Below are 21,138 nucleotides of genomic sequence, written 5' to 3'. Positions count from 1 at the left end.
TTGCTGTTAATCAGCGAGTTCGTCGTGCGCCCACGACAAGGCCTCTACGACGGGTACTAGGCCGAGGCTCGTGCCGAGTTGGAGGATGACGATCTGTTCTATCTCCTCCAGCGTCGCGCCTGCATCCTTCGCGCGCGTGCAATGCACGCGGAAACCTCCCTCGTTCCGCGTGACAGCAAAGCCCACCAGCAGACTGAACTCCCGCTGTTTCGGTTCGAGAGTGCCGTACGAGTCGGCGGCCACGCGCAGCCCACGGAAGGCATCGGCTACGTCCGGCGCGGTTTCGCGAAGACGGTCCAGATTGGAGACGAACACATCCTGCTTGCTCAACGGGTAACGCACGTCCATCGAATTCACTCCTCTGTTCGTTGTGTGGCGGGGTCGGAACGGTCGATCGATCGCTTCAGGGCAGGCACGTTGTAGCCATCGGCGTATTCGGCGGCAGATTCCTGGATCGACGCTTGGGGTGCCCGCGCGTACAGCCTGCGGCGACTGACGAAAGTGCCTGCCTGCCGGTGTATTCGGACAGCCGACTCGACTGCGGTCACAAGCGAGACGGTTCCGTCGAGGAGCGGTGCACCGTCGACGTCGCGGATCCCCACTGCATTGAGGAACGCGGTCAGGCGACCACCCGCGGGGATGACCACCTCTGCCCCTTTGTCGAGGGACGCTCGCGCCGCCGCGACAAAGGAGTCGATCGCTTTCTGGCGACCACTGTGGTCCGAAAAGCACGCATCGAGTTCGTGCGGAGTCAGGCCCATGCATTCGATGCTCGCGAGCCGGTCGCGCAATCCGTATCTGGCGACGTTCTCCTCGAAGCGACCGCCGAAGTAGGGATTGACTCCTACGAGCGAGAACTGACTGCCCATCATGCAGGCCGTCAACATCGAGGTCTCCCCGAGGCCCAGCACCGGGATATCGACCATCGACCGTGCCTCGCGAAGCGCCGGATCGAGGATGTTGCCGATCGCCACCGCGTCGAAGCCGTCCTGTTCCGCACCCACGACGGAGTCGAGGATCGACACCCAGTCGAGTACTTCGAAGAACCGGAAGCTGTCGATGCGGCCGACCCGCGTGCCTCGGAGTTCGAACTCGACCTCCGGTGACTTCACCCCGTCGATATAGGTCCGCAGATACGGAAAGTAGTTAGGTGAGTATCTCTCCCGAGACATGCTCAGATACAGGACTCGTGTCACCTCACGCCACCCGCTCGAATATTGCAGCCAGTCCTTGACCGCCGCCCATGCACATGGTCTCCATCCCGTATCGCGACTCTCGTCGATCCATCTCCCGCAACAGGTTCGCGAGAATACGACCTCCCGTCGCTCCGATTGGGTGGCCGAGCGAGATGCCGGAGCCGTTGACATTGACGCGGTCCAAATCGGCGTTGCTCAACTCCCATCCGCGGAAGCAACCGATCACTTGAGCAGCAAAAGCCTCGTTCAATTCGATTAGATCGATGTCTTTCCAGGACAACGACGCCCGTTCGAGGGCCCGCCGTGCCGCCGGAACAGGGCCGATACCCATCAGCTTGGGCTCGACGCCGGCCAGGGACCAGCTCACGAGCCGCGCCAACGGACGCAACCCGAGCTGCTCGGCCTTCCCTGGCGTCGTCACGATCGCTATTGCGGCCGCGTCGTTCTGACCGCTGGAGTTGCCGGCCGTGACCGACGCGCCGGGCAGGGTCGCTCCCATTATCGGTTTCAGCCGCGAGAGTGACTCGATTGTGGTGTCCGGGCGCGGATGCTCGTCTTGAGAGACGATGAGTGGCTCACCTTTTCGACCCGGAACGACTACAGGGATCATCTCGTCCTCGAACAGCCCGGCGTCGATGGCCGCAGCAGCGCGCTGCTGCGACCGCAACGCCCACTCATCCTGCTGTTCGCGCGTGACAGAGTACCTGGCTGCAACGTTCTCGGCGGTCTCGATCATTCCGCCCCGAACTGGGTACCGCCGCCCTCCAGAATTGCTACGCGGGCTCGCGAGTCGATCACAGAGATCGGGCAGACCGCCTGAGTTCCATCGGGCATTCGGCATGTAGTACTCCGCTTGACTCATACTCTCGGCACCGCCGGCCAGCACCAGATCAGACCCCCCGGTAGCGACCTGCATGCATGCGTACAGCACAGCCTGGAGACCGGACCCGCAGCGCCGGTCTATCTGTAGACCTGGCACTGACACATCGAGACCGGCGTCGAGTGCTGCAATCCTGCCGATGGCGGCTGCCTCGCCGTTCGGGTAGCCCTGGCCGAAGATGACATCGTCGATATCCTCGGCAGTCAGACCAGTGCGATCGACCAGACCTTTCATCACCGTCGATGCGAGGGACGTCACCGGGACGTCCTTGAAGATGCCTCCGTAGCGGCCCACCGGCGTACGGATCGGCTCGCAGATCACTGCATCGGTCATGCTTGTTCCTTTCACTGTTCAGACGCTCGCTTCTCCGCCGTCGACCGCGATGGTCTGCCCGGTCAAAAAATCCGGTGCCGTAAGCGCCAGGTACGCCACGACGTTGGCGAGTTCGTCCGGCGTGCCCATGCGGTAGGCCGGAATGCGGCGCATGACCTTGGCCATGGCTGCGTCGTCGGCGCGGAGTTCGGCATTGATATCGGTTGCGAAGTAGCCAGGCGCAACGGCATTCATCTGCGCCCCGAACCGCGCCCATTCCGCAGCGACGGACCGAGTGAAGTTGATGACGGCACCTTTGGACGCGCAGTACGCGGAATATCCAGGCCGGCCAAGCAAGCCGAACACCGAAGCAACGTTCACCGCGCGCCCGGACCCGGCAAGAGCGAATCGCCGTCCGGCCTCACGACTGCACAGGAACATCCCGCGGACGTTGGTGTCGAAGATGCGGTCCCATTCGGCCTCGCCGAGATCGACAAGGTTGACACGGTTGGCGATACCCGCATTGTTCACCAGCACGTCAATCCGGCCGAAAGCATTCTCCGCGTCCTCGAACAATGCCGCCACTGAGTCGGAATCGGTCACATCCGTTGCGCGCACCAGCGCGCGTCCGCCCTGCGTTTCGATCCTGGACTTCACTTCTTCGAGCGGCTTGATCGATCTTCCGGCGAGGACAACCGGGGAGCCTTGACGCGCAACCTCGAGCGCTATCGCCTCACCGAGCCCTCGCCCAGCACCAGTAACCACTACTACCGAATTAGACATGCATGTAATATGTCTGACATCTAGTACCTTAGTCAAATGCATTTACAGAGGAGATACCGATCATGAGCCGACTCGCGCGCACAACGGGACTGACTGCCGAGCAGGACGAGATACTCGATGTCGTTCGACGCTTCGTCGAGAAGAAGATCATTCCCGTCGCAACCGAGTTGGAACATGCAGACGAGTATCCGACGGAAATCGTCGAGGGACTCAAGGATCTGGGAATTTTCGGACTCATGATCCCGGAGGAGTACGGCGGTCTCGGCGAGTCACTGCTGACCTATGCGCTGGTGGTAGAAGAAATCGCCCGTGGCTGGATGAGTGTCTCGGGTGTCATCAACACCCACTTCATCGTGGCGTACATGCTGACTCAGCACGGCACCGAGGAACAGAAGCTGCGCTACCTGCCGCGGATGGCGACCGGCGAGGTTCGCGGCGCGTTCTCGATGTCCGAGCCCGGGCTCGGTTCGGACGTGGCGGCCATCTCCACCAAGGCCAAGCGGACGGCCGAAGGATACGAGATCACCGGGCAGAAGATGTGGTTGACCAACGGTGGCTCCTCGAATCTCGTCGCCGTGCTGTGCAAGACGGAAGACGGCTCCGACTCGGTCTATAGGAACATGACGACATTCCTGGTGGAGAAGGAACCCGGATTCGGCGAGACCGCACAGGGCGTGACCATCCCCGGCAAAATCGACAAGATGGGCTACAAGGGCATCGACACCACCGAGATGATCCTCGATCATCATCGGGTGGACGAAACCCAGGTGCTGGGCGGCGAAACCGGTAAGGGGTTCTATCAGATGATGGACGGCGTCGAAGTGGGACGTGTCAATGTCGGCGCGCGCGCAGTGGGAATCGCCAATCGAGCCTTCGAACTGGGCGTCAAGTATGCCCAGCAGCGCGAGACCTTCGGCAAGCCGATCGCCCAACACCAGGCGATCTTGTTCCGCATCGCCGAAATGGCCACCAAGGTCGAGACCGCACACTCGATGGTGGTGCGCGCGGCTCGGCTGAAAGATGCCGGAGAGCGGATGGACGTCGAAGCGGGAATGGCGAAGATGGTGGCCAGCGAATACTGCAACGAGGTCGTTCAGGCCTCGTTCCGCATTCACGGTGGCTACGGGTACTCGAAGGAATACGAGATCGAACGGCTTTACCGCGAAGCAGCTTTCATGCTGATCGGCGAGGGTACGACGGATATCCAGAAGATCATCATCGGTCGAGCGATGCTCGCCGAGTACAAGCTCTGAAATGTGGTGCGGCGGGACGAGCACACCCTCGTTCCGCCGCACCACCTGTCGCTCATACAGGCCTGGACGTGACCCTCACGGGGGTCACGTCCAGGCCTGTATGTGCGATTGTGCGATCAGACGGTCTTCGCGATGTACACGTCGCAGGGCGCATGAGCAGCGACGGCACTGGCAACACTTCCGAGCACACGCGAAAGTCCCTGTGCCCGCTTGTTTCCCACGACGATGAGCTCTGCATCGAGCCGAGCAGCCTCCTCTGACAGAGCGACCGCGGCGCGGCCGTACACCACCGAAGTCGTCACCTGCTCGACCGTGGTCCGAAGCTCGTCCGCAGCGTCACCGACGATGGCGTCCGCAAACTCACCCGAGGTCACGGCAGTAGACCCCGGACGGCCGGGATACTCCTTGACGGTGCCACGGTCGACGGCGTTCACAACGTGCAGACTCGATCCCAGCCTCCGAGCGATCTCGGCCGCTCGGCGGGCAGCACGCATCGAGGCCTCCCCGCCGTCCACTCCGACAACGATGATGCTTGACACAGAGAACTCCTTGTCCTGATCAGACGACGACTATTGGCGGAAGGCATTGCATCGAATCACATCCCGCCGTCGACAGCGATGTCTTGGCCAGTGATCATGTCCGATTGCGGCGTGGACAGGAAGACGGCAAGGTTTGCTATGTCGACCGCTGCGATGCGCTTCTTCATACTCTGGTTCTCGAGCACCCACGCGTCGTACTCCGGCTGCTTGTCTCCACGGTCGCGGTATTCCGCGTCGGAGAGGACCGCACCGGGCGAGATTCCATTCACATTGATCAGGTAATCACCAAGCTCACGGGCCATACCCTTGATCAGTCCGTACATTGCTCCCTTGGACGCAATGTAGGGCACATAACCTGTCCAGCGGCCGGTGAGGGTGAGCGAGGTGATGTTGACTATCTTTCCGTAGTTCTTTTCCTTCATGTGCTCCGAACACACGCGCGACAATACGAAAACGGCCGAGGAGTTCACCCTCACCTGATCCTCGTATTCCTTGATGGTGAATTCGGCATGAGGCTTGAAGATCACCAGCGCGGCATTGTTGACCAAGACATCGACCCCACCGATCTCGTCGGCCAGAGCTTTGACCGACGTCTCGATACCCTCCAGATCGCCCAGGTCGCACCCGAAGAATCGAATCCCATCGCCGATACCGTCCAGGGTCTGCTGAGCGTCGGGCGCGTCAGGTCGATCCAACGCGATGACAGTGGCACCTTCCTCTACGTACCGGCCAACCAGTGCCTGGCCGATGGTGCCGAGAGCGCCAGTGATCAAGACGCTCTTACCTGTCAATGAACCCACGAAATATTCCTCACGTCGTCGAGCGCCCGGAGCCGTGCAGTGGAGTGGAGTGGCTCGATGGTAGGGCATGTTAAATGCATAATGTCAGACAGTTGATTTTTGGTCAAGCGATTAAAACGTTCAGACACTTTTTGGCGTCTGCAATACAGAGTATGCTTCGGTCTGACATTTCACATTCAGTTTGACTTTTTCAACGCACGGAGGCTTGAAGTGGAGCATTTCGGACAGCACTACATCGGTGGTCGATGGGTCACGCCCAGCGGCCAAGGAACACGGACCCTGGTCGATCCGACATCCGAAGAGCCCTGGGCCACGGTGGCATCCGGGGGTGGGACCTCAGATGTCGATCATGCTGTAGCGGAGGCGAAAACTGCATTCTCCAGCTTCTCCAAAACGACCGTCGGCCAGCGGATCGAGTTGATCGATCGCATCATCGCGGTGTACGAAAGCCGTGAAGCCCAACTTGCTCAGCTCATTGCGCAGGAGGTCGGCGTTCCAGTCTCCTTCAAAGCACAGGTGAGCGGCCCCGCCGGTCACATGAAGGTCGCTCGTGACCTCATTCGCGACTACAAGTTTCAGCGCGAGCTGGCCGATACGCTTGTCCGGCGCGAGGCCATCGGCGTCTGCGCCCTCATCTCGCCCTGGAACTGGCCCATTCAGACTTCGGTCATCAAGGTGATCTACGGAATTGCCGCCGGCTGCACGATGGTGCTCAAGCCTTCGGACGCCTCGCCTGCCTCGGGCGTCGCGCTCGCCGAGATCATGCACGAAGCCGGAACACCTCCAGGCGTCTTCAACCTGGTCATCGGGCGAGGAAGCGTGGTGGGCGACGCCCTCTCGCGACACCCCGACGTCGACATGGTGTCGTTCACCGGCTCTACGGGCGCGGGAGTAAAGGTCGGCGAATCGGCGGCCCTCACAGTCAAGCGCGTATGTCTCGAACTCGGCGGGAAGTCCGCAAATATTGTTCTCACCGACGGTGATCTTGAAAAGGCCGCTCGTTGGAACGTACAGCGCGGGTTCTCGAATACCGGGCAGTCGTGCCACGCCCCCAGCAGGCTCTTGGTGCACGAGTCCCAAGTGAAAGACATTCTGCCTTTCATCGAAGACGAGATCGGACGGATGCGCCTCGGCGATCCCCGAGACCCGGCGACAACTCACGGTCCGCTCGTGCACTCCCATCAGTACGACAGCGTCCAAAACCATATCGAAGTGGGCATCAACGAGGGCGGGACGCTCGTCACCGGAGGTTTGGGCAGGGCGGACGGTTTCGATCGCGGATTCTTCTGCAAGCCAACCGTTCTCGCCGACGTTGATCGCAAGATGACACTCGCCAAGGAAGAGATCTTCGGCCCCGTGCTCGTCGTCATGCCCTACCGCACCGAGCAGGAGGCACTCGATATCGCGAACGACTCGATCTTCGGTCTCGGCGGTTACGTCTTTAGTGAGAATCGTGATCGTGGTTACGAGTTCGCGTGCGGCATCAAGGCTGGCCGGGTGTCGTTCAACGGTGCCAACACCAACTCGCTCACGCCCATGGGTGGCTACAAGCAGTCCGGCATCGGCCGATCAATGGGCGAGTTCGGACTCGAGGAGTACCTCGAGGTCAAGTCGATCTACGGGTTCGCCTGACTCCAGCTTCTCACCCGCGGGAAACGCGTTTTCCGCGGGTGAGGCTTCGAGTGACCATAACACCGGACAGCAGCGCGATCGAGATTGCGATGACCACCCAGCCGGTGTCACGGATCCCGTCGTCACCCACGTCCGGACCGGCGGTGAACTGAAGTACTGCTGCGGCTAGATTCGCTCCCAGAAACTGCACCGTGCGATACATCCCCATAGCTGTACCGACTTCGTCCACCGAGGTCGCAGAGTTGACCATGCTCTGGTTGCTCAGGTTGTTGAACCCGCTGGGCACGCCGAGGACTGCTGCAACTAGAAGCACGACGACGATGGGGGCCGTGGAACGCTCCACGGTGGCCAATAGCAGTCCACCGATCGACAGGGCAAGCGACCCTACGGTGAGGGTGAATCGAATTCCGCAGCGTGCCAATACCTTCGAGGCAACGTATGTCGACCCCATTGCCACGATGGCAACGGGTAACATAGTGAGGCCTGTTTCGGTCGCCGTCATTCCGCGCTGATACTGCAGCCACTGCGGGACCGAGAAAAACACCGAATAGAACGCCACGTAGGTCAAGAGCGTTCGGACCAGAGTCGCGCTGAGTGAACGATTCCGAACCAGCGCCCTGACATCGATGAACGGTTCGTCGGTGTGCCATTCTCTCGCTACGAAGGCGATCAGCGCTAGGGCGGGGACCACGAGCAGAAGCCACGAAGGCGTTTCGGCCAGGGAGAGCAGAAACATCATGACACCAGCGGTCAGGACGACGAAGAGCCCGACACCGAGGAGGTCCAACGTTCGAAGCACCGAGCGTCGGGACTTTCCCAGCGCTGAAGCCGAACCCCGATCGACGTATCGAAGTACTGCGATCGCGCTGGCTGCGATTACCGGAAGGTTGATCCACAGAATCGATTGCCATCCGAAAGTCCCGACCAGAAGTCCCCCCAGAGTGGGACCGAGGGCAGCAACGGACTGACTGCACAGTACGAGCGTCAGCAATGCCGATTTCGGGTCACTTCGGTGACGGTCTGCATAGTTGCGAATGATCGTCATCGCGTTCGGAAAATGTGTAGCCATGCCCGTTCCGAGCAACACGTACGCGGCAACGAGCCAGTTGATATTGGGCGCGAAAGAGCCCACGATCGTTGCCACTCCGACGATCCCGAGCCCCACGAGATAGATCCTGCGCGCCCCGAAGATCGAACCGAGCTTTCCGCCGATGGGCGCGGAAACCGCTGTGGCTATGTACATTCCGGAAATCAACCACGATGCGCCTGTGGTCGATCCGAAATGCGTGACGATGGCAACCATTGCCACCGCGATCATCGAAGAGTTCAACGGCTGCAAGACACTTGCCGCCGAAGCGGAGACGCTGACTTTCGCCGGGACCTTCGCTCCGACGGCTCTCTCTGTCAGATTCATCGAATGAAGTGACTCACGATCGATGTGCGACCTTCGTCGAGTCGGACGCTTCGACGACAGGTTCCGAGTCCGAACGGGGCAGTCCGTAGACAGAAGTCCGCAGGTCGGTGTTCTTGGTTTCCGGTACGAGCCACACCCCCACCAATCCGATCAGACCGATGAGCGCCATTGCATAGAAGGCAGGCGATACCGGATTTCCGGTGACGCTGATCAACGTTGCTGCGATCAACGGCGTTGTGCCACCGAACAGGGCTACGGAAAGGTTGTACGAAATTCCGTGTCCCCGGCACCGGAGTGCGGTCGGAAAGATCTCGACCATTCCGGTGAACATCGCGGCTCCGTACACGGACAAGCCAATCGAGAGAAGCGCCTGTCCGACGAAGGCTCCGGCCACCGTTCCCGACCCCGCAAGCGCAAACGCGGGATATGCGGCGACCAGGAGCCAGATTGCCCCGGCGTAATACATCGGCTTGCGGCCGAGCCGATCACACAGAATGCCCATCACAGGAAGCAGTGCCGCGAGCACCATGATGGCAGCCATGTTCGACAGCAGGGCACTCGTTGCAGCGATACCGCCCTGGCTGACGACGAATGTGTACATGTAGCCGCTGAGCAGGTAGGCACCGATCGCGTACGGGGGCTGCAGCATTATCACGAGCAGCATGGACTTACGTGTGCTGAAGGTCCCACGCAGTGCGCCGGCCACCGCGTTCCCCGATTCGTCACGGGGGGTCATCTTCTCGTACTCCGCTGCTGCTTCGAGGAATTCGTCGGGATCCTCCAACGTCCTCCGCAGCACGTAGCCGACAACGGCCACGACTCCACCAAGGATGAAGGGGATCCTCCATCCCCACGCCTCGAACGCCTCTTCACCCAAGGCCGAGCGAAGCCCAAAGATGATCGCCGCCACCGCTGCGACGGGCCAGTACGAGAAGGACTTCACTGCTCCCATCCACGATGCTCGCTTCGTCGCGGGTGCCGACTCCACGATATAGCTCTCGACTCCTGTCGTCTCACCGCCGATCGACAGGCCCTGCAGCAGGCGGCAGAAAATGAGGATGAGTGTCGCCGCGATGCCGATCGACTCGTAGGTTGGGATCATTCCGATGAGCATCGTTCCGACACCCATCAGCACGACGGTCCAAGACAAGACGGCCAGGCGGCCGAACTTGTCGCCGACATACCCGAAGAGTGCACCGCCGAACGGCCTCGCAACGAATGAAAGTGCATACACCGCAAAGGTTCCCAGAATCGCGGCGGCTGGGTTTCCTGCCGGGAAGAAGTGAATCGCGATGGTCGGCGCCATCAGCGCGTACACCGAGTAGTCGAACTGCGTTCCGATTTCGCCTATCGCTCCGCCAAGCTTCTTTCGACGGTCACTGTCTTCGTGCGACGCGATCATTCGCTCTCCTTTGTTCTGCGACGAGAACCTCTGCCCGCTCAGGCCTCTTTGACGGCACAGACGGGTTCGCATGATGTAACGGACGACACATTCAAGTACATGCTGTACTAAACCAATCTGCATGTCAATAAGGTGCTAAAGTAATTGTCATACGTTTGACAACGAATATGACTCGACGGGGTGCAGGCAGGACCGCGGTCACCCAACGTCTGATCAGATACCGAGCGAGCAGGTGGGATGAAACAGGTCGGCCACAGACGGCATTTCGACGCGGCAGCGATTCGACAATCGACAACGGGGCTACCGTCCACTGGACTGCTGAAATCGCAGTCGTAAGAATCCATTTACGGGGATGCAGCTACATCGAAGGTCGGTGCCGACTCTATCGGCAACGCAGAGGGTGTTCATGCCCGGCGGCGCACGAGTCCCATGCCGTATGTGATGGACATTAGGCCGACACCGGCAGCGATGAGATACGGGGCAATGTTCGGATTGGCACCGACGGTGCTGCCCAACACCAGCAGAATAGTTACCCACAGCGCCGCGGCGGCAAAATTGCACAGCGCGAAAGAGCGGAACGACATGGGGGAGGCAGCCGCTAGTCGCGGACCGAGGGTTCTGGTGCCGCCGAACAGATGACTGGCGATGGAGGCGACGGTGGCATGGCGAGCGAAACCGCTCTGTGCCCGCCTGACAAATTTCGCTGAAGAACCTCTCTTCGAGGGAAGCGGTGTCGCATTCTCGCCGCCACGACGGCGGCGCAACAAGAAGGCAGTTTGTGCACCCCCGGACGACGCCAACACCATCACCACTGCCGCAACGATCGGGTCTACGCGACCGAGCCCTACAACCGACCCGACGATGAGCACGGTGCTGGTTCCCGGAAGAACGAGCCCCACGAGCAGCGCAGACTCCGCCAGCAGGACTATCCCGGCTGCACCAAGCAGATACGGCGCACAGATTCCGGCCAGACAGATGAGAACAAGTCCGACATCGGGCACCGCTCCAACCTTTCCAAGCTTCTTGACGAGATTGCTGAATACCGCAACCAGGCTCCGTTGCGGTGGTGCCGGTTGTCGACGTAGCCGCAGTGGCGCTCAGCAAGGACGGAGAGTTCAGATGATCGATCGATCCACATTGTGCGACCTGACCCGGTCGGATTCGTGACGAGTCAAGCTTCGCACGCGAAGTCGGAATATGCGACGTCGCGACAGTGCCTCCGCGAAAGGTGTACGGATAGGGCATCCTTCATTGCCGTGAATGGCTCTACGCTCGACACATGGACAACAAAGCGGAGGTACGCGAGTTTCTGATGACCCGCCGAGCGAAGGTCTCGCCGGAGGATGCGGGCATCACAGGCGGCGGGAACAGGCGCGTAGCCGGTTTGCGACGTAGTGAGGTAGCTGCTCTCGCCGGTCTGTCCGTCGAATACTATGCCCGCATCGAGCGCGGCGCGATCGGCGGTGCGTCGTCATCCGTACTCGATGCGCTATCGCGCGCTCTGCGCCTCGATGATACCGAGCACGCACACCTACTCGACCTCGCGCGGGCTGCTGATGGGGTCCCCACCTCCGGACGCCCGCGCCGAAAGGCCGGGCGCGCCGCTGCTCCTCGGATAAGCCTCCAGTGGGCACTGGATTCGATTACCGACGGCGTCGCTTTCGTACGAAATCAGCGACAGGATCTCCTCGCTACGAACAACCTGGGCAAAGCGTTCTACGCGCCGATCATCGGTGACGGTGGGCGAATTCCAAACCTTGCGCGGTTTCAATTTCTTGACCCGATATCCCGCGAGTTTTATCCCGATTGGGATGCATTCGCTCAGATGTGCGTGTCCATCATGCGAGCAGAAGCCGGACGCGATCCACACGATAAGGGCCTGCAAGACTTGGTGGGAGAACTCTCGACGCGAGACGAAACTTTCCGAACGCTGTGGGGGGCGCACAACGTTCGGTCGCATGGCGCTGGCAAGAAGCGCTTCAATCACCCGATCGTCGGTGAGGTCCACCTCGCCTACGAGGAATTGGTCATCACCGCCGATCCCGGTTCCATCCTGATGGTTTACACAGCCGAACCAGGTTCTCCGAGTGCCGAGCGACTGCACCTACTCGGGTCTTGGGCCGCCGAACACAGCCCGAGCAACAGTCAGTTCTAACACTGCGAATTTCGACCGCTGCCGGTCCGTCACCTGCTCAGTGACAACGACACGACCGCCGAACCTGCTACGCGTCGAACACCCGCCCGCCGGCTGGAAGGCGGGTGCACGAACCGCTCCTATTGTCCGCTGTTCATCGGTCCGATCGAGCAACTGTACCCGTCACGCTGCCTTCGATCGCCCCGACGACGTCGGGTCCGATCTCGTCCATGCTCCCCAAGATAACGATTCCGGGGAAGTAGCTTTGGTCCCCGTAGTACAGGACGAAATCGTTTCCCGGAGAGTAGTACCCGATGTCACCCGGGTTGGGGTCCGCTCCCGAAGGTGAACCGTCGGTTGTCAATTCGGCAGGTAGCGGTCCGGTCTTCTCCACCGAGCCGTGATCGGACAGGGTAAGCGTCAGTGGAAGTTGTGCCAGCAGTTCACGACTTGCCGCGCTGTCGTTCAGCGTTCCACCGACCGTTGTGCCGCCTACCTGAATTTCGACTCGCATGGATTCTCCATTCTCCGTCGTGACATTCTCCCCGCTGGTCGTCGCGGTATCCGCGGTCCGTGGCGTGGCAAAAGATTCCGATGCTGCGACGTCGGGGGAATCGGTTCCCCCGGAGCAGGACACAAGTGCAAGGACGCACAGCAGTCCAACCGCAGACGACGCCCCGCGCATTCTCGATCGGACCCTGGCTGTCGTGCCCATCCCGCTCACGAGCTGGAGTGACGTTCGTAGGTCACACGAAATCCGTCTGCCGGATCACTCGGCGTCAGGACCAACGTGTCGCCATCGACCTCGTAGTTTCGATCGAGGGTCTGCCCGATCAAATCGCGTGCCAACGCCGATTCGACTGTGATGGTGAATGTTCCGGCATCCGCATCGGTGGTCAGGTCGCCGTAGAACGCCTCGTATCCCTGCACCGTCAAAGCCGTGTCAGGTGCCTCGGTGTCTGGGTTCATGGCCTGGACGGACACTGTGTCACTGGTGAAGGTGATCTGGCCCGAGTAAGGCACCGGCTGCAGGTCGCCCTCGGTCCCGACCTCGAGTGACGTCATGCGCCACTCGCCGACCAGCGAGTCGCTACCCTCCTCGTCCGAGCCTTGCGAGCACGCAGCGATCGAACCCAGCAACCCCAATGTGATTGCTCCCGTAAGTATTTGCTTCTTCATCGTTCCTACCTCGAGTGTGAGACAAATCGTCTCTCCACACGGTAGGTGCACAAATCGGACAATGGGAGTCCCTGCCAGGGCACCTATCTCGCATCCTCTGTCGCCGTCGTACCGATCAGCCGCGTTGCAACACCGAACATGGACATTCAGCGACCGCCCATGGGGCCGGTCCGGGCAGGCGATCGACATCTGAACGCATCGGATCGGCGTCAAAACACTGCTGGCTGGCAGGATCCTCGCCCTTCTGAACCACGGAGATGTGTTTCACAACACCCCCGACGCGGCAACGGGGCAGTCCTATTCTTTGCATGACGCGTAAGTGTTGACCGTTCATGTGTAAGTGCATGCCGTGCTGGCTCCCGGGGCGAAACGAACCGTCGCGACAATACAGCGGACTCGATTTTCACGATCCTGCAATCTCGATCGATTCGATTGAGCTCACCTGCAGCCCAACTTATTGGGCAGCATCCCCGTCGAACAATTCTTTAGCGACGCCCATCGCAGCCATCCCCTTGGGCCAACCCGCGTACATCATGACGTGCGTGATCGCCTCGATCAGCTCGTTCTGCGTTAGGCCGTTCTCAACAGCGCGCCCGAGGTGGAACCCGAGCTGCTCGGTGTCGCCCCCGGCCGTCAGCACCGCTACTGTCAGCAGGCTTCGGTCGCGGGCAGCAAGTTCGGTCCTGTTCCAGACATCGGCAAAGAGCACGTCGTCGGTGAGCTCGGCGAGCTTAGGGGCGAACTCCCCGAAGCTCGCCCGCCCACCTCCTACTTGCTTTGGTTGGTCGGTCACGGCAATCCTTCCTGGTCGATATCACCAGCATGGCGTGTAAGGCCCGAGGAGGGAAGGCACTGCCGAAGAGCGCACCGACAGGGCATCATTCACTGCTCGAACCTGAAGATATGAGACCCGGAGCTCTCGAGGATTGTGGCCAAAGCGCTGGTCCCCTGCTGCCCGTGCGACACCGAGGCGTCAGTCGAAGACGAATACGCCCTTGCCGATCTCGCGTCGATCGAACAACCTGTAAGCACGTTCAGCTTCGGAAATCCGGAAGTCGTCTGTGAACAATGCTTCGATGTCGAGGTCACGCTCCGCCACGAACGATGCGCACTCCTCCTGGAGATTCTTGCTGAACGTAAGCGACCCCACGATCGTCTTGTGAAGATGGATCAGCTCGTCACTGCTGATCTCCAAGGGGCCGAATACACCGACCATGCACGCAGTCCCCCAAGGCCGAATCGACAGCACTGCGTGTTGACGCACGGTAGCGTTGGCGCTGCATTCGATCGACTTGTCTGCACCCTCGCCGTCACTTGTCAACGCTCGAACGGCCTCCACTGCATCGACTTCCGCGGAGTTGACAACGAAGTCGGCACCGAACCGCTTCGCCATCTCGAGTCGTGCAGGATCGATGTCCACCGCAATGACGCGAGCACCGAATGCTTTGGCCAACAACGTCGCACTCAATCCGACAGGTCCCTGACCGAAGATCGCGACCGTGTCAGTAGCGTTCAGGTCGATCCTTTTGATCGCCGCAAACGCAGTACCCGTTCCGCACGAGATCGCCGCACCCGTCTTGAACGACAAAGAATCCGGCAGTTTGATCAGCGTGTGCGCAGGGACCTTCATGAAGTCAGCGTGTGCACCATCGCCGTTGAGGCCCCCGTACACGATACGGCCGTTCGGGCAGTATTGCGTCCAGCCGGAGCGACAGTACCGACATGCGCGGCAGCCGTCGTAATGATGGACCATGACGCGATCCCCCACCTGTGCCTCGGTGGGTCGGACCGCATTTCCTACGGAATCGACAACTCCGCACGGCTCATGGCCTTCGATTACCTGTGCGTCCGCGGGCCGTTTCGGGCTGTGTAGGTGATGCAGGTCGCTGCCGCACATCCCGGAGGCCTTGACACTGATGACCACCTCGTCCGGACCTGGCACTGGATCCGGCAAGCGACGAACCTCGATCTGGTTCTCGCCAAGAAAAACTACAGCATCCATTTTGTGGCTCCCATGTGTGGTTGACGGGGTCAGTTGCCGGTTCGCGTCGGTCCGACCGACACGTCGGCGTCCTTCTGCGTCCGAGAATCGGCCTCTCGATCGACTCCAGACAGAGCCTCCTCGGAGATCTGGCTGAGAGCTTCTCGAGAAGTGTCGACGCGCGCAACGGCGTACATCAGGGTTGCGATCACATACAAGCCCGACAGAGCCAGGATTACTCCGACAATTCCGAAGTGGGAGTACAACCAAAGGACGATGAACGGGGAGAAGATCAAGCCCACACGACCGACGGTCTGAGTCAATCCCCCGCCGCGGAACCGGAAGGCGGTCGGGAAGAACTCAGGCACTGTGCCGAGACACATCGTCAAGAACGATGCGGCCATGGCCACCAGGATGAAGCCGATGACGACAATCAGAGCCGGATGCTGCATGAAGGGATAGATACCCGCGAATATCGCAGCGAGTGTTCCGAAGATCACGATGCTGTTTCGACGACCGATTCGGTCAGCAATCAGAACGCACAGCAACGGCCCGACAACGTATCCGGACATTATCGCGGCGTTGAAGCCTAAGGACCGCGACACAGTGAGCCCCTGCTCGACGAAGAAAGTGGGCATCCAACCAGTAATCACGTTGGAGCCGAACAAGCAGATGACAGTGAGGAACAAAGCCATTGCCGTCCGAGCGATCACCGGACGGGAAAACAGCACCGTGATCGGTACCCATTCGGCCTTCGCGCTGACGGAGGTCGACGCGGCGTCGGAGCTCTCCGGTGAGTTGTTCAGGCTGTGCGGGGTGCCGTTCTGCCTTTCGATCTCCTGCATGACCGCTTCGGCTTCTTCGTACCGCCCGCGTGACTCCAACCACCGCGGCGACTCCGGCATCGACCGGCGCAGCCACCACGCAACGAGTGCACCTACGCCCCCGATAACGAACATCGCGCGCCACGAGAAGGTGGGAATCACCAACCAACCCAAGACAGCGGACACTGTCACTCCCAGTCCACCGAAGAAGCCGAGGATTCCCAGATACCGACCACGACGAGCACGCGGAATGAACTCGGTGATCATGCCGTAGCAGATGACGTATTCGGCACCCATCCCGATACTCATGAGAAAGCGCAGGGCAATCAGAATTTCCATGTTTGGTGCCATCGCGGCGCACAACGCCAAGACTGCGAACAACCCCAGGTTGAACTGAAATGCGAAGCCTCGGCCGACGCGGTCGCTGAGCCAACCCGCGAACGCTGCCCCGATCGCCAGACCAGCGAACGTGAACGACAGAAACAGAGAGTTCAGTTCCAGCGTAGAAAAGCCGGTAGGCAGCATCGAAGCAAGAACTGCAGCAGAGAGCTTGTTGTCGAATGCATCCCAGAACATTCCGAGCCCTACCAGAATGATCATGCGCCGATGGAATCTTCCCATCGGCAAGTTGTCGAGTCGCCTACCAACATCGATGCGTGTGCTCACTGCCCCGCCCCTCTCGACACTGGCTCAGTACCGACACCGAGAAGCCGTACACCTCGCCTGCTTCGATCGACCGGACACGTTCGAAGTTCAGCTTTCACTGCAACATACCTTTGATTGGTGTTCTTATTTCGTCGGGCGCAAGCACCGAGCTCCAGGTGGTCTTCGCGGGATCCGTTGGCAGGCAACAGCGAGATGCTGCACTTGGTCGCGTGCAAGATCAATCGTCCTTCTTGTTGTACAGATCACGTTGAGCTCGATGTCCATTAAGTCGTCACAGCTCGCCCACGTCCAATACCGAAAGCCGATTCGGCATATAGACCACTACGATCTCCACCGACCAACTGCTGGTCGATCGAGGTGCCGGACACAGCGGATGCGTTTCGCCTACTCGAATTTCGGTCGGCCGAGCGCAGGAATCGGCGCGATGTGCGGTGCACCCGGTCGGCTCGGAATTTTGCTCGGCCGAGATAACCCCCGCGCGCAGCGCAGCCATTTCGAGTGGAAAAGTGCGGGTCTACAAGCAGGCCTGTCGACAGGGGCCACGACCGGCTCGTCGATCGCCAAATGATCAACCCAACCGCCCGATTTCCGATGACAAGCAACGGTGTTGGCGGCGGAACAAGATATAGCGGACACCGTCACCGACGCTGCTCATTCGGTTGTACGGTCCATCCGATCGCCATAATCGAGCGAGGACCCTGACGCTCTTTACAAGATGCTCGGTGCCGATTGCTCTGTGGCTCTCAACGAGTGAGGTTCGTCAGGGTCGCAACGCCGAATGCGCGGGCAGCATCATCCCACCGCCCCAGCAGACCGAGCAGGTTCTCCCCGTCCGCACGGTGCGAACGGATTTCGAGTTCGAGAACCTCGAGAATGCCAGTTCGCAGCTCTGTGTTGAAGTTGATCTTGCCGACGTTCATCGTTCTCGCCCTGGCCAGATCCTCCGCTAGGATTCCCGATGCACCGTGCAAGACGAGTGGTATCGAGGTGCGCGTGGCGACGTCGCGCAGAACATCCCACTTCAACTGTGGTTCGCCGCGATATGCGCCGTGAACATTGCCCACTGCAACGGCAAGAAGTTGAGCACCGGTCCGAGCCAGGAAGTCCGTGACCAATGTGGGATCGGTGAGGCCAGCACTGGATTCCTCGGCATCGGACGCGACATGAGCACGGTCCTCGTCGCCGGCGAGGCCACCCAGCTCTGCTTCGATAACGATGTTCGGGCCGATGAGCTCTCGTGCCGCTCGAACCAACGCGATGTTGTCCTCGTACGCGAGGGCAGAACCGTCCACCAGAACGGAATCGGCCCCCGCCGCCACCGCCGCGGCGATCACTTCCAAGTCTCCAGCATGGTCCAGCTGGACTGCGACCGGAACGACGGCTCCGTCCGCGAGGCCTCGAAGTGCCGTGATCAGCCGGCACCCGTTCTCGGTCGCCGCCACCTTGGGAGCGACCAGCAACGTCGTCCCGCAGCCGGAAGTCTCCGCAGCGGCGACAACGGCGAGCGCCGTCGTGAAGTCGTAACAGGTGAAGGCGGGCACAGCCGACCCACGCAACAGGCTCACGGAAACCAGATCATCGAGTCGCGTGCGCATCAGAGGACACCGTGCCAACACCCAGCAGTGGAACCCAGCTGTCGGATTACGAACGAGCTCGATCCGCGATATGTGCTCATGCTGTCCCGCCGACTTTTTCCTCGAATTTGCTACTCAGTTTTCGAGTCACATCGACCAGCGATCGATCGTCGCCGACGTTGCCGGGAAATACGATGTACGGGATGCCTTTACCCGGACCTTCGGCTGGCTCCCACAGAGAGACAATGCCGGGCAGCATGGGCCCGCGCACAATCGCGTGGCGGATCTCCATACCGTATGCGGCCACGTCGGAGGACGTAATCCCTCCCTTGGCGATGACAAACCGGGGCGGAAAGGCTTCGAGGGTCCTCTTCACGACATCAACGACCGCAGCGGAGACGGTACGAGCAATTTCCAAACTCGACGATGCATCATCGGTCTTGACGAGTGCTCGGCAAGTGTGCACGATGACGTCTCCGTCATGCAGGCCATCGACTACATCGGCGACGATACCGTCGATATACGGGTTGTCGGGCGCTTGGCGACCGGAAAGCAGTAGCTGCTCGACATCGATTTCGATGACACGAGCCGATCCGTGAGCCGATGTGAGGGCGTTGAGTTGACGGGTGGTGATCGCAACATGCGATCCCACCACGATCAATCCGCCGGCTTGGGCGGAAGTATTGCTTGCGTATACGTCCTCTGACACCAGAGCGGCACGGATTTCCTGACCGATGCGCGCCCGGACGAATGGCGGACCGACTCGGTACAGTAGCTTCTTTCCGCGGCGTTCGGCTTCCAGCAGTCCGAGCGCCAAGGCTCGAAGATCGTTCTCCGTGACAACGTCTGCGACGATCGGAGTCGAGTTCGTTGCAGGCTCGATGGCATCGGCAATAGCTTTGGCCGAGACGCTCGGGTCCTGTGTGGCCGCACCCGCTCGGATGACGTTCAGGTCCAGGACGATCACGGACTTCGCAGGAAAACGACCGTCCGACTTCTCTTCGATGTACTCGGGCAGCGACGAGTGGACGAAGCCGAAGCTGGCATCGCTCGCAAACTCCGTTTCCCCGACGGGTATCAGGTTTCCCGACTCGGTACCCGTCGCGCGCATGTAGTGGACTCCACCGATGGTGATCCGACCTGCGTCGGGAAATGCAGGGACGACCACAACGCCATCGGTGCCATCGCCGGTCACCGCTTTCACGGTGGCGGCGATGACGTCGGGCTCGAGTGGGTAGTGTCCACGCAGAGTCGAGTCACTCCGGCTTACGAACGATAGTGTCAAGCGTCCGTCTACGGTCGCGGCCGATGTCAGCGCGTTTCGTACCGCCTCTTCGTTGCGGGCAGCGGCCTCGGCAGGGCTGAGGCTGCGAGTGTTGGTCAGTACGTATACAGCCGGTTTGGTTTTCTCTTCTCGAATGTGCTTGAAGGCCCAGTCGAAATCACTCGGCTCCCACCGGGTGAGTACCGGTACGTCCCACACGGACTGCGTGCCTGTGGGGTCGTCATCCAGTACGACCAATACGCGAAAACTGTCGCCGTCGTGCGCGATGTTCTCCGACACGGCCGACGCTGAAATCGTTACCTCTTCGGGAAAAGCTGACAACACTTCATGTTCGAGCAACACTGCGCACTCCATTGTGACGGCTAGTTCGGTTTCGAGGTAGACAAACTCGGATCTGTCAGACGGCCACTGCGGAGACGCGTTCAGCCAGGTAACCGACACCCATGCGCGGACTGGACAACACAGTAACCCCAGTTTTCTCCTGCAACACCTCGGCGAGGCGGTTCATCGAAGCTTGCGCCAGAACGATCAGGTCGACCGTTTCGGCGAGGTTCGTCGCCTGCTCGATAATCAGTGCGTCATGCTTTTCGCGGTCTCCGGCCATCAGAACCGCGAACGCACCCTCACACAACCGCTGCTGGATTTCCACCTCGCGGCCGATCTCGACTGCCTTCTTTTCGATCAGATCGGACGTAGGGCCCAGAGTGGTCGGCACCGTTGCCAGAACGCCGATCCGTCGACCGTCGCTGGCGGCTTGGAGTGCCATTGCCTCGTCGATCTTAACTACGGGGGTGTTGACGTTCTGCGCGGCAACATCCAACGCCGGGCCGAGCGAGGAGCACGCGGAAAAGATGATGTCGGCACCTGCGGCCTCCGCAGCCTGGGCAAGACGGGTCATCCGTTCCTCACTCTTCCGAGAGATTCCCTGTTCGCGAACGACTGTGGCCAGAACATCGGAGTCCACGAAATGCATCACCTCTGCATCGGGAATCAACTCGGCGATCAAGTCGTTGATCACAGGCTCGACGGAGACGAAAACGAAGCTCGTATGGAGAATTGCAATCTTCTTTGTCACGATATCCTCTTTCTAGGTGGCACCGGATTGTGAATCAGAGCGTGTTCGGCGAACGGTTCATTGGGGCGAACGGCTACGTCCGCAGATCGCGACGCGTAATCAATTTGCATGACGCAGTGGCACGGCCGTGAATTGGTCACAACACGAGCCGGCTGACGGTCGACGCGCTCACGAAACGGCAGGTCCGCGGCGAAGGGTGGTCGCAGGGA

At 60.4% G+C, this 21,138-nt stretch carries 21 protein-coding genes; 4 read left to right on the top strand and 17 right to left on the bottom strand.

The features are described from left to right. Positions 1-6: 6 nt before the first annotated feature. The 4 genes from BH95_RS19905 to BH95_RS19890 are packed head-to-tail and all read right to left on the bottom strand — an operon-like array spanning position 7 to position 3,171. Positions 7-348: a carboxymuconolactone decarboxylase family protein gene (locus BH95_RS19905; protein WP_037185272.1), complete on the bottom strand. Its 342-nt coding sequence runs from the start codon at positions 346-348 to the stop codon at positions 7-9. 5 nt (positions 349-353) lie between these two features. Continuing rightward, a complete protein-coding gene (locus tag BH95_RS19900) occupies positions 354-1,172 on the bottom strand; it encodes an aspartate/glutamate racemase family protein (protein WP_244165056.1) in 819 nt (272 codons plus the stop codon). A 25-nt stretch (positions 1,173-1,197) separates the two neighbouring features. Beyond that, positions 1,198-2,409: an acetyl-CoA C-acetyltransferase gene (locus BH95_RS19895; RefSeq protein ID WP_037185268.1), complete on the bottom strand. Its 1,212-nt coding sequence runs from the start codon at positions 2,407-2,409 to the stop codon at positions 1,198-1,200. 18 nt (positions 2,410-2,427) lie between these two features. Further along, the gene (locus BH95_RS19890) at positions 2,428-3,171 is read right to left on the bottom strand and encodes an SDR family NAD(P)-dependent oxidoreductase (protein WP_037183683.1); all 744 of its coding nucleotides are present in this window, start codon (positions 3,169-3,171) and stop codon (positions 2,428-2,430) included. Between the two features lie 62 nt (positions 3,172-3,233). Between BH95_RS19890 and BH95_RS19885 the strand changes: the two genes are divergently transcribed. Then, entirely contained in the window at positions 3,234-4,424 is a 1,191-nt protein-coding gene (locus tag BH95_RS19885; RefSeq protein ID WP_037183681.1) for an acyl-CoA dehydrogenase family protein, read from the top strand. A 116-nt stretch (positions 4,425-4,540) separates the two neighbouring features. On the opposite strand, the gene BH95_RS19880 is transcribed toward BH95_RS19885, so the two are convergent. Together BH95_RS19880 and BH95_RS19875 are read right to left on the bottom strand one after the other, a co-directional pair. Beyond that, on the bottom strand, positions 4,541-4,963 hold the full coding sequence (locus BH95_RS19880; RefSeq protein WP_037183679.1) for a universal stress protein: 423 nt from the start codon (positions 4,961-4,963) through the stop codon (positions 4,541-4,543). A gap of 56 nt (positions 4,964-5,019) precedes the next feature. Further along, positions 5,020-5,763: an SDR family oxidoreductase gene (locus BH95_RS19875; RefSeq protein WP_037183677.1), complete on the bottom strand. Its 744-nt coding sequence runs from the start codon at positions 5,761-5,763 to the stop codon at positions 5,020-5,022. Between the two features lie 99 nt (positions 5,764-5,862). On the opposite strand from BH95_RS19875, the gene BH95_RS19870 reads away from it, so the two are divergent. Beyond that, on the top strand, positions 5,863-7,395 hold the full coding sequence (locus BH95_RS19870) for an aldehyde dehydrogenase family protein (protein WP_244165055.1): 1,533 nt from the start codon (positions 5,863-5,865) through the stop codon (positions 7,393-7,395). 10 nt (positions 7,396-7,405) lie between these two features. Here BH95_RS19870 and BH95_RS19865 read toward each other — a convergent pair whose 3' ends face one another. After that, positions 7,406-8,698: an MFS transporter gene (locus tag BH95_RS19865; RefSeq protein WP_244165160.1), complete on the bottom strand. Its 1,293-nt coding sequence runs from the start codon at positions 8,696-8,698 to the stop codon at positions 7,406-7,408. Between BH95_RS19865 and BH95_RS29630 the strand changes: the two genes are divergently transcribed. Continuing rightward, the gene (locus BH95_RS29630; protein WP_244165170.1) at positions 8,631-8,816 is read left to right on the top strand and encodes a hypothetical protein; all 186 of its coding nucleotides are present in this window, start codon (positions 8,631-8,633) and stop codon (positions 8,814-8,816) included. The two genes, BH95_RS19865 and BH95_RS29630, sit on opposite strands and share 68 nt — an antisense overlap. A gap of 6 nt (positions 8,817-8,822) precedes the next feature. Here the strand turns inward: BH95_RS29630 and BH95_RS19860 are convergent, their stop codons facing one another. After that, on the bottom strand, positions 8,823-10,211 hold the full coding sequence (locus tag BH95_RS19860) for an MFS transporter (RefSeq protein WP_037183671.1): 1,389 nt from the start codon (positions 10,209-10,211) through the stop codon (positions 8,823-8,825). A 404-nt stretch (positions 10,212-10,615) separates the two neighbouring features. Then, positions 10,616-11,212 (bottom strand): DedA family protein, encoded by a 597-nt coding sequence (locus BH95_RS19855; protein ID WP_052060096.1) that lies wholly within the window; start codon positions 11,210-11,212, stop codon positions 10,616-10,618. A gap of 278 nt (positions 11,213-11,490) precedes the next feature. Here BH95_RS19855 and BH95_RS19850 point away from each other — a divergent pair, with 278 nt between their 5' ends. Continuing rightward, a complete protein-coding gene (locus tag BH95_RS19850; protein ID WP_037183669.1) occupies positions 11,491-12,366 on the top strand; it encodes a helix-turn-helix transcriptional regulator in 876 nt (291 codons plus the stop codon). Between the two features lie 133 nt (positions 12,367-12,499). Here the strand turns inward: BH95_RS19850 and BH95_RS29625 are convergent, their stop codons facing one another. From BH95_RS29625 to BH95_RS19805, 8 genes are all read right to left on the bottom strand, one after another. Next, on the bottom strand, positions 12,500-12,859 hold the full coding sequence (locus tag BH95_RS29625; protein ID WP_037183667.1) for a cyclophilin-like fold protein: 360 nt from the start codon (positions 12,857-12,859) through the stop codon (positions 12,500-12,502). Positions 12,860-13,065: 206 nt separating this feature from the next. Continuing rightward, positions 13,066-13,524, bottom strand: a complete 459-nt coding sequence (locus BH95_RS19840; RefSeq protein WP_037183665.1) for a lipocalin-like domain-containing protein — start codon at positions 13,522-13,524, stop codon at positions 13,066-13,068. Positions 13,525-13,978: 454 nt separating this feature from the next. Continuing rightward, positions 13,979-14,317 (bottom strand): carboxymuconolactone decarboxylase family protein, encoded by a 339-nt coding sequence (locus tag BH95_RS19835; protein WP_037183663.1) that lies wholly within the window; start codon positions 14,315-14,317, stop codon positions 13,979-13,981. 180 nt (positions 14,318-14,497) lie between these two features. Then, on the bottom strand, positions 14,498-15,526 hold the full coding sequence (locus BH95_RS29830) for a zinc-dependent alcohol dehydrogenase family protein (RefSeq protein WP_037183661.1): 1,029 nt from the start codon (positions 15,524-15,526) through the stop codon (positions 14,498-14,500). A gap of 29 nt (positions 15,527-15,555) precedes the next feature. Then, the gene (locus BH95_RS19825) at positions 15,556-16,929 is read right to left on the bottom strand and encodes an MFS transporter (RefSeq protein WP_208601185.1); all 1,374 of its coding nucleotides are present in this window, start codon (positions 16,927-16,929) and stop codon (positions 15,556-15,558) included. Between the two features lie 809 nt (positions 16,930-17,738). Next, positions 17,739-18,590, bottom strand: coding sequence for a class II fructose-bisphosphate aldolase (locus BH95_RS19815; protein ID WP_037185259.1), 852 nt, complete (start codon positions 18,588-18,590; stop codon positions 17,739-17,741). Between the two features lie 76 nt (positions 18,591-18,666). Further along, complete coding sequence (locus BH95_RS19810; RefSeq protein ID WP_208601184.1) at positions 18,667-20,208, bottom strand: four-carbon acid sugar kinase family protein; 1,542 nt, start codon at positions 20,206-20,208, stop codon at positions 18,667-18,669. Positions 20,209-20,251: 43 nt separating this feature from the next. Then, complete coding sequence (locus BH95_RS19805; protein WP_037183658.1) at positions 20,252-20,929, bottom strand: aspartate/glutamate racemase family protein; 678 nt, start codon at positions 20,927-20,929, stop codon at positions 20,252-20,254. Positions 20,930-21,138: the final 209 nt, after the last annotated feature.

Source organism: Rhodococcoides fascians A44A, assembly GCF_000760735.1.
Lineage (GTDB): Bacteria > Actinomycetota > Actinomycetes > Mycobacteriales > Mycobacteriaceae > Rhodococcoides > Rhodococcoides fascians_E.
This window is presented reverse-complemented; position numbering and strand designations above follow the sequence as displayed.

Excerpts from the sequence above, each read along its gene's own strand:
- BH95_RS29830 (WP_037183661.1), bottom strand. The coding sequence starts at position 15,526 with ATGGATGCTGTAGTTTTTCTTGGCGAGAACCAGATCGAGGTTCGTCGC.
- BH95_RS19825 (WP_208601185.1), bottom strand. The coding sequence starts at position 16,929 with ATGATCATTCTGGTAGGGCTCGGAATGTTCTGGGATGCATTCGACAAC.
- BH95_RS19895 (WP_037185268.1), bottom strand. The coding sequence starts at position 2,409 with ATGACCGATGCAGTGATCTGCGAGCCGATCCGTACGCCGGTGGGCCGC.
- BH95_RS19815 (WP_037185259.1), bottom strand. The coding sequence starts at position 18,590 with ATGCGCACGCGACTCGATGATCTGGTTTCCGTGAGCCTGTTGCGTGGG.
- BH95_RS19900 (WP_244165056.1), bottom strand. The coding sequence starts at position 1,172 with ATGTCTCGGGAGAGATACTCACCTAACTACTTTCCGTATCTGCGGACC.
- BH95_RS19810 (WP_208601184.1), bottom strand. The coding sequence starts at position 20,208 with ATGGAGTGCGCAGTGTTGCTCGAACATGAAGTGTTGTCAGCTTTTCCC.
- BH95_RS19885 (WP_037183681.1), top strand. The coding sequence starts at position 3,234 with ATGAGCCGACTCGCGCGCACAACGGGACTGACTGCCGAGCAGGACGAG.
- BH95_RS19865 (WP_244165160.1), bottom strand. The coding sequence starts at position 8,698 with ATGGTTGCCATCGTCACGCATTTCGGATCGACCACAGGCGCATCGTGG.
- BH95_RS19840 (WP_037183665.1), bottom strand. The coding sequence starts at position 13,524 with ATGAAGAAGCAAATACTTACGGGAGCAATCACATTGGGGTTGCTGGGT.
- BH95_RS19905 (WP_037185272.1), bottom strand. The coding sequence starts at position 348 with ATGGACGTGCGTTACCCGTTGAGCAAGCAGGATGTGTTCGTCTCCAAT.
- BH95_RS29630 (WP_244165170.1), top strand. The coding sequence starts at position 8,631 with ATGTACATTCCGGAAATCAACCACGATGCGCCTGTGGTCGATCCGAAA.
- BH95_RS19860 (WP_037183671.1), bottom strand. The coding sequence starts at position 10,211 with ATGATCGCGTCGCACGAAGACAGTGACCGTCGAAAGAAGCTTGGCGGA.
- BH95_RS19850 (WP_037183669.1), top strand. The coding sequence starts at position 11,491 with ATGGACAACAAAGCGGAGGTACGCGAGTTTCTGATGACCCGCCGAGCG.
- BH95_RS19890 (WP_037183683.1), bottom strand. The coding sequence starts at position 3,171 with ATGTCTAATTCGGTAGTAGTGGTTACTGGTGCTGGGCGAGGGCTCGGT.
- BH95_RS29625 (WP_037183667.1), bottom strand. The coding sequence starts at position 12,859 with ATGCGAGTCGAAATTCAGGTAGGCGGCACAACGGTCGGTGGAACGCTG.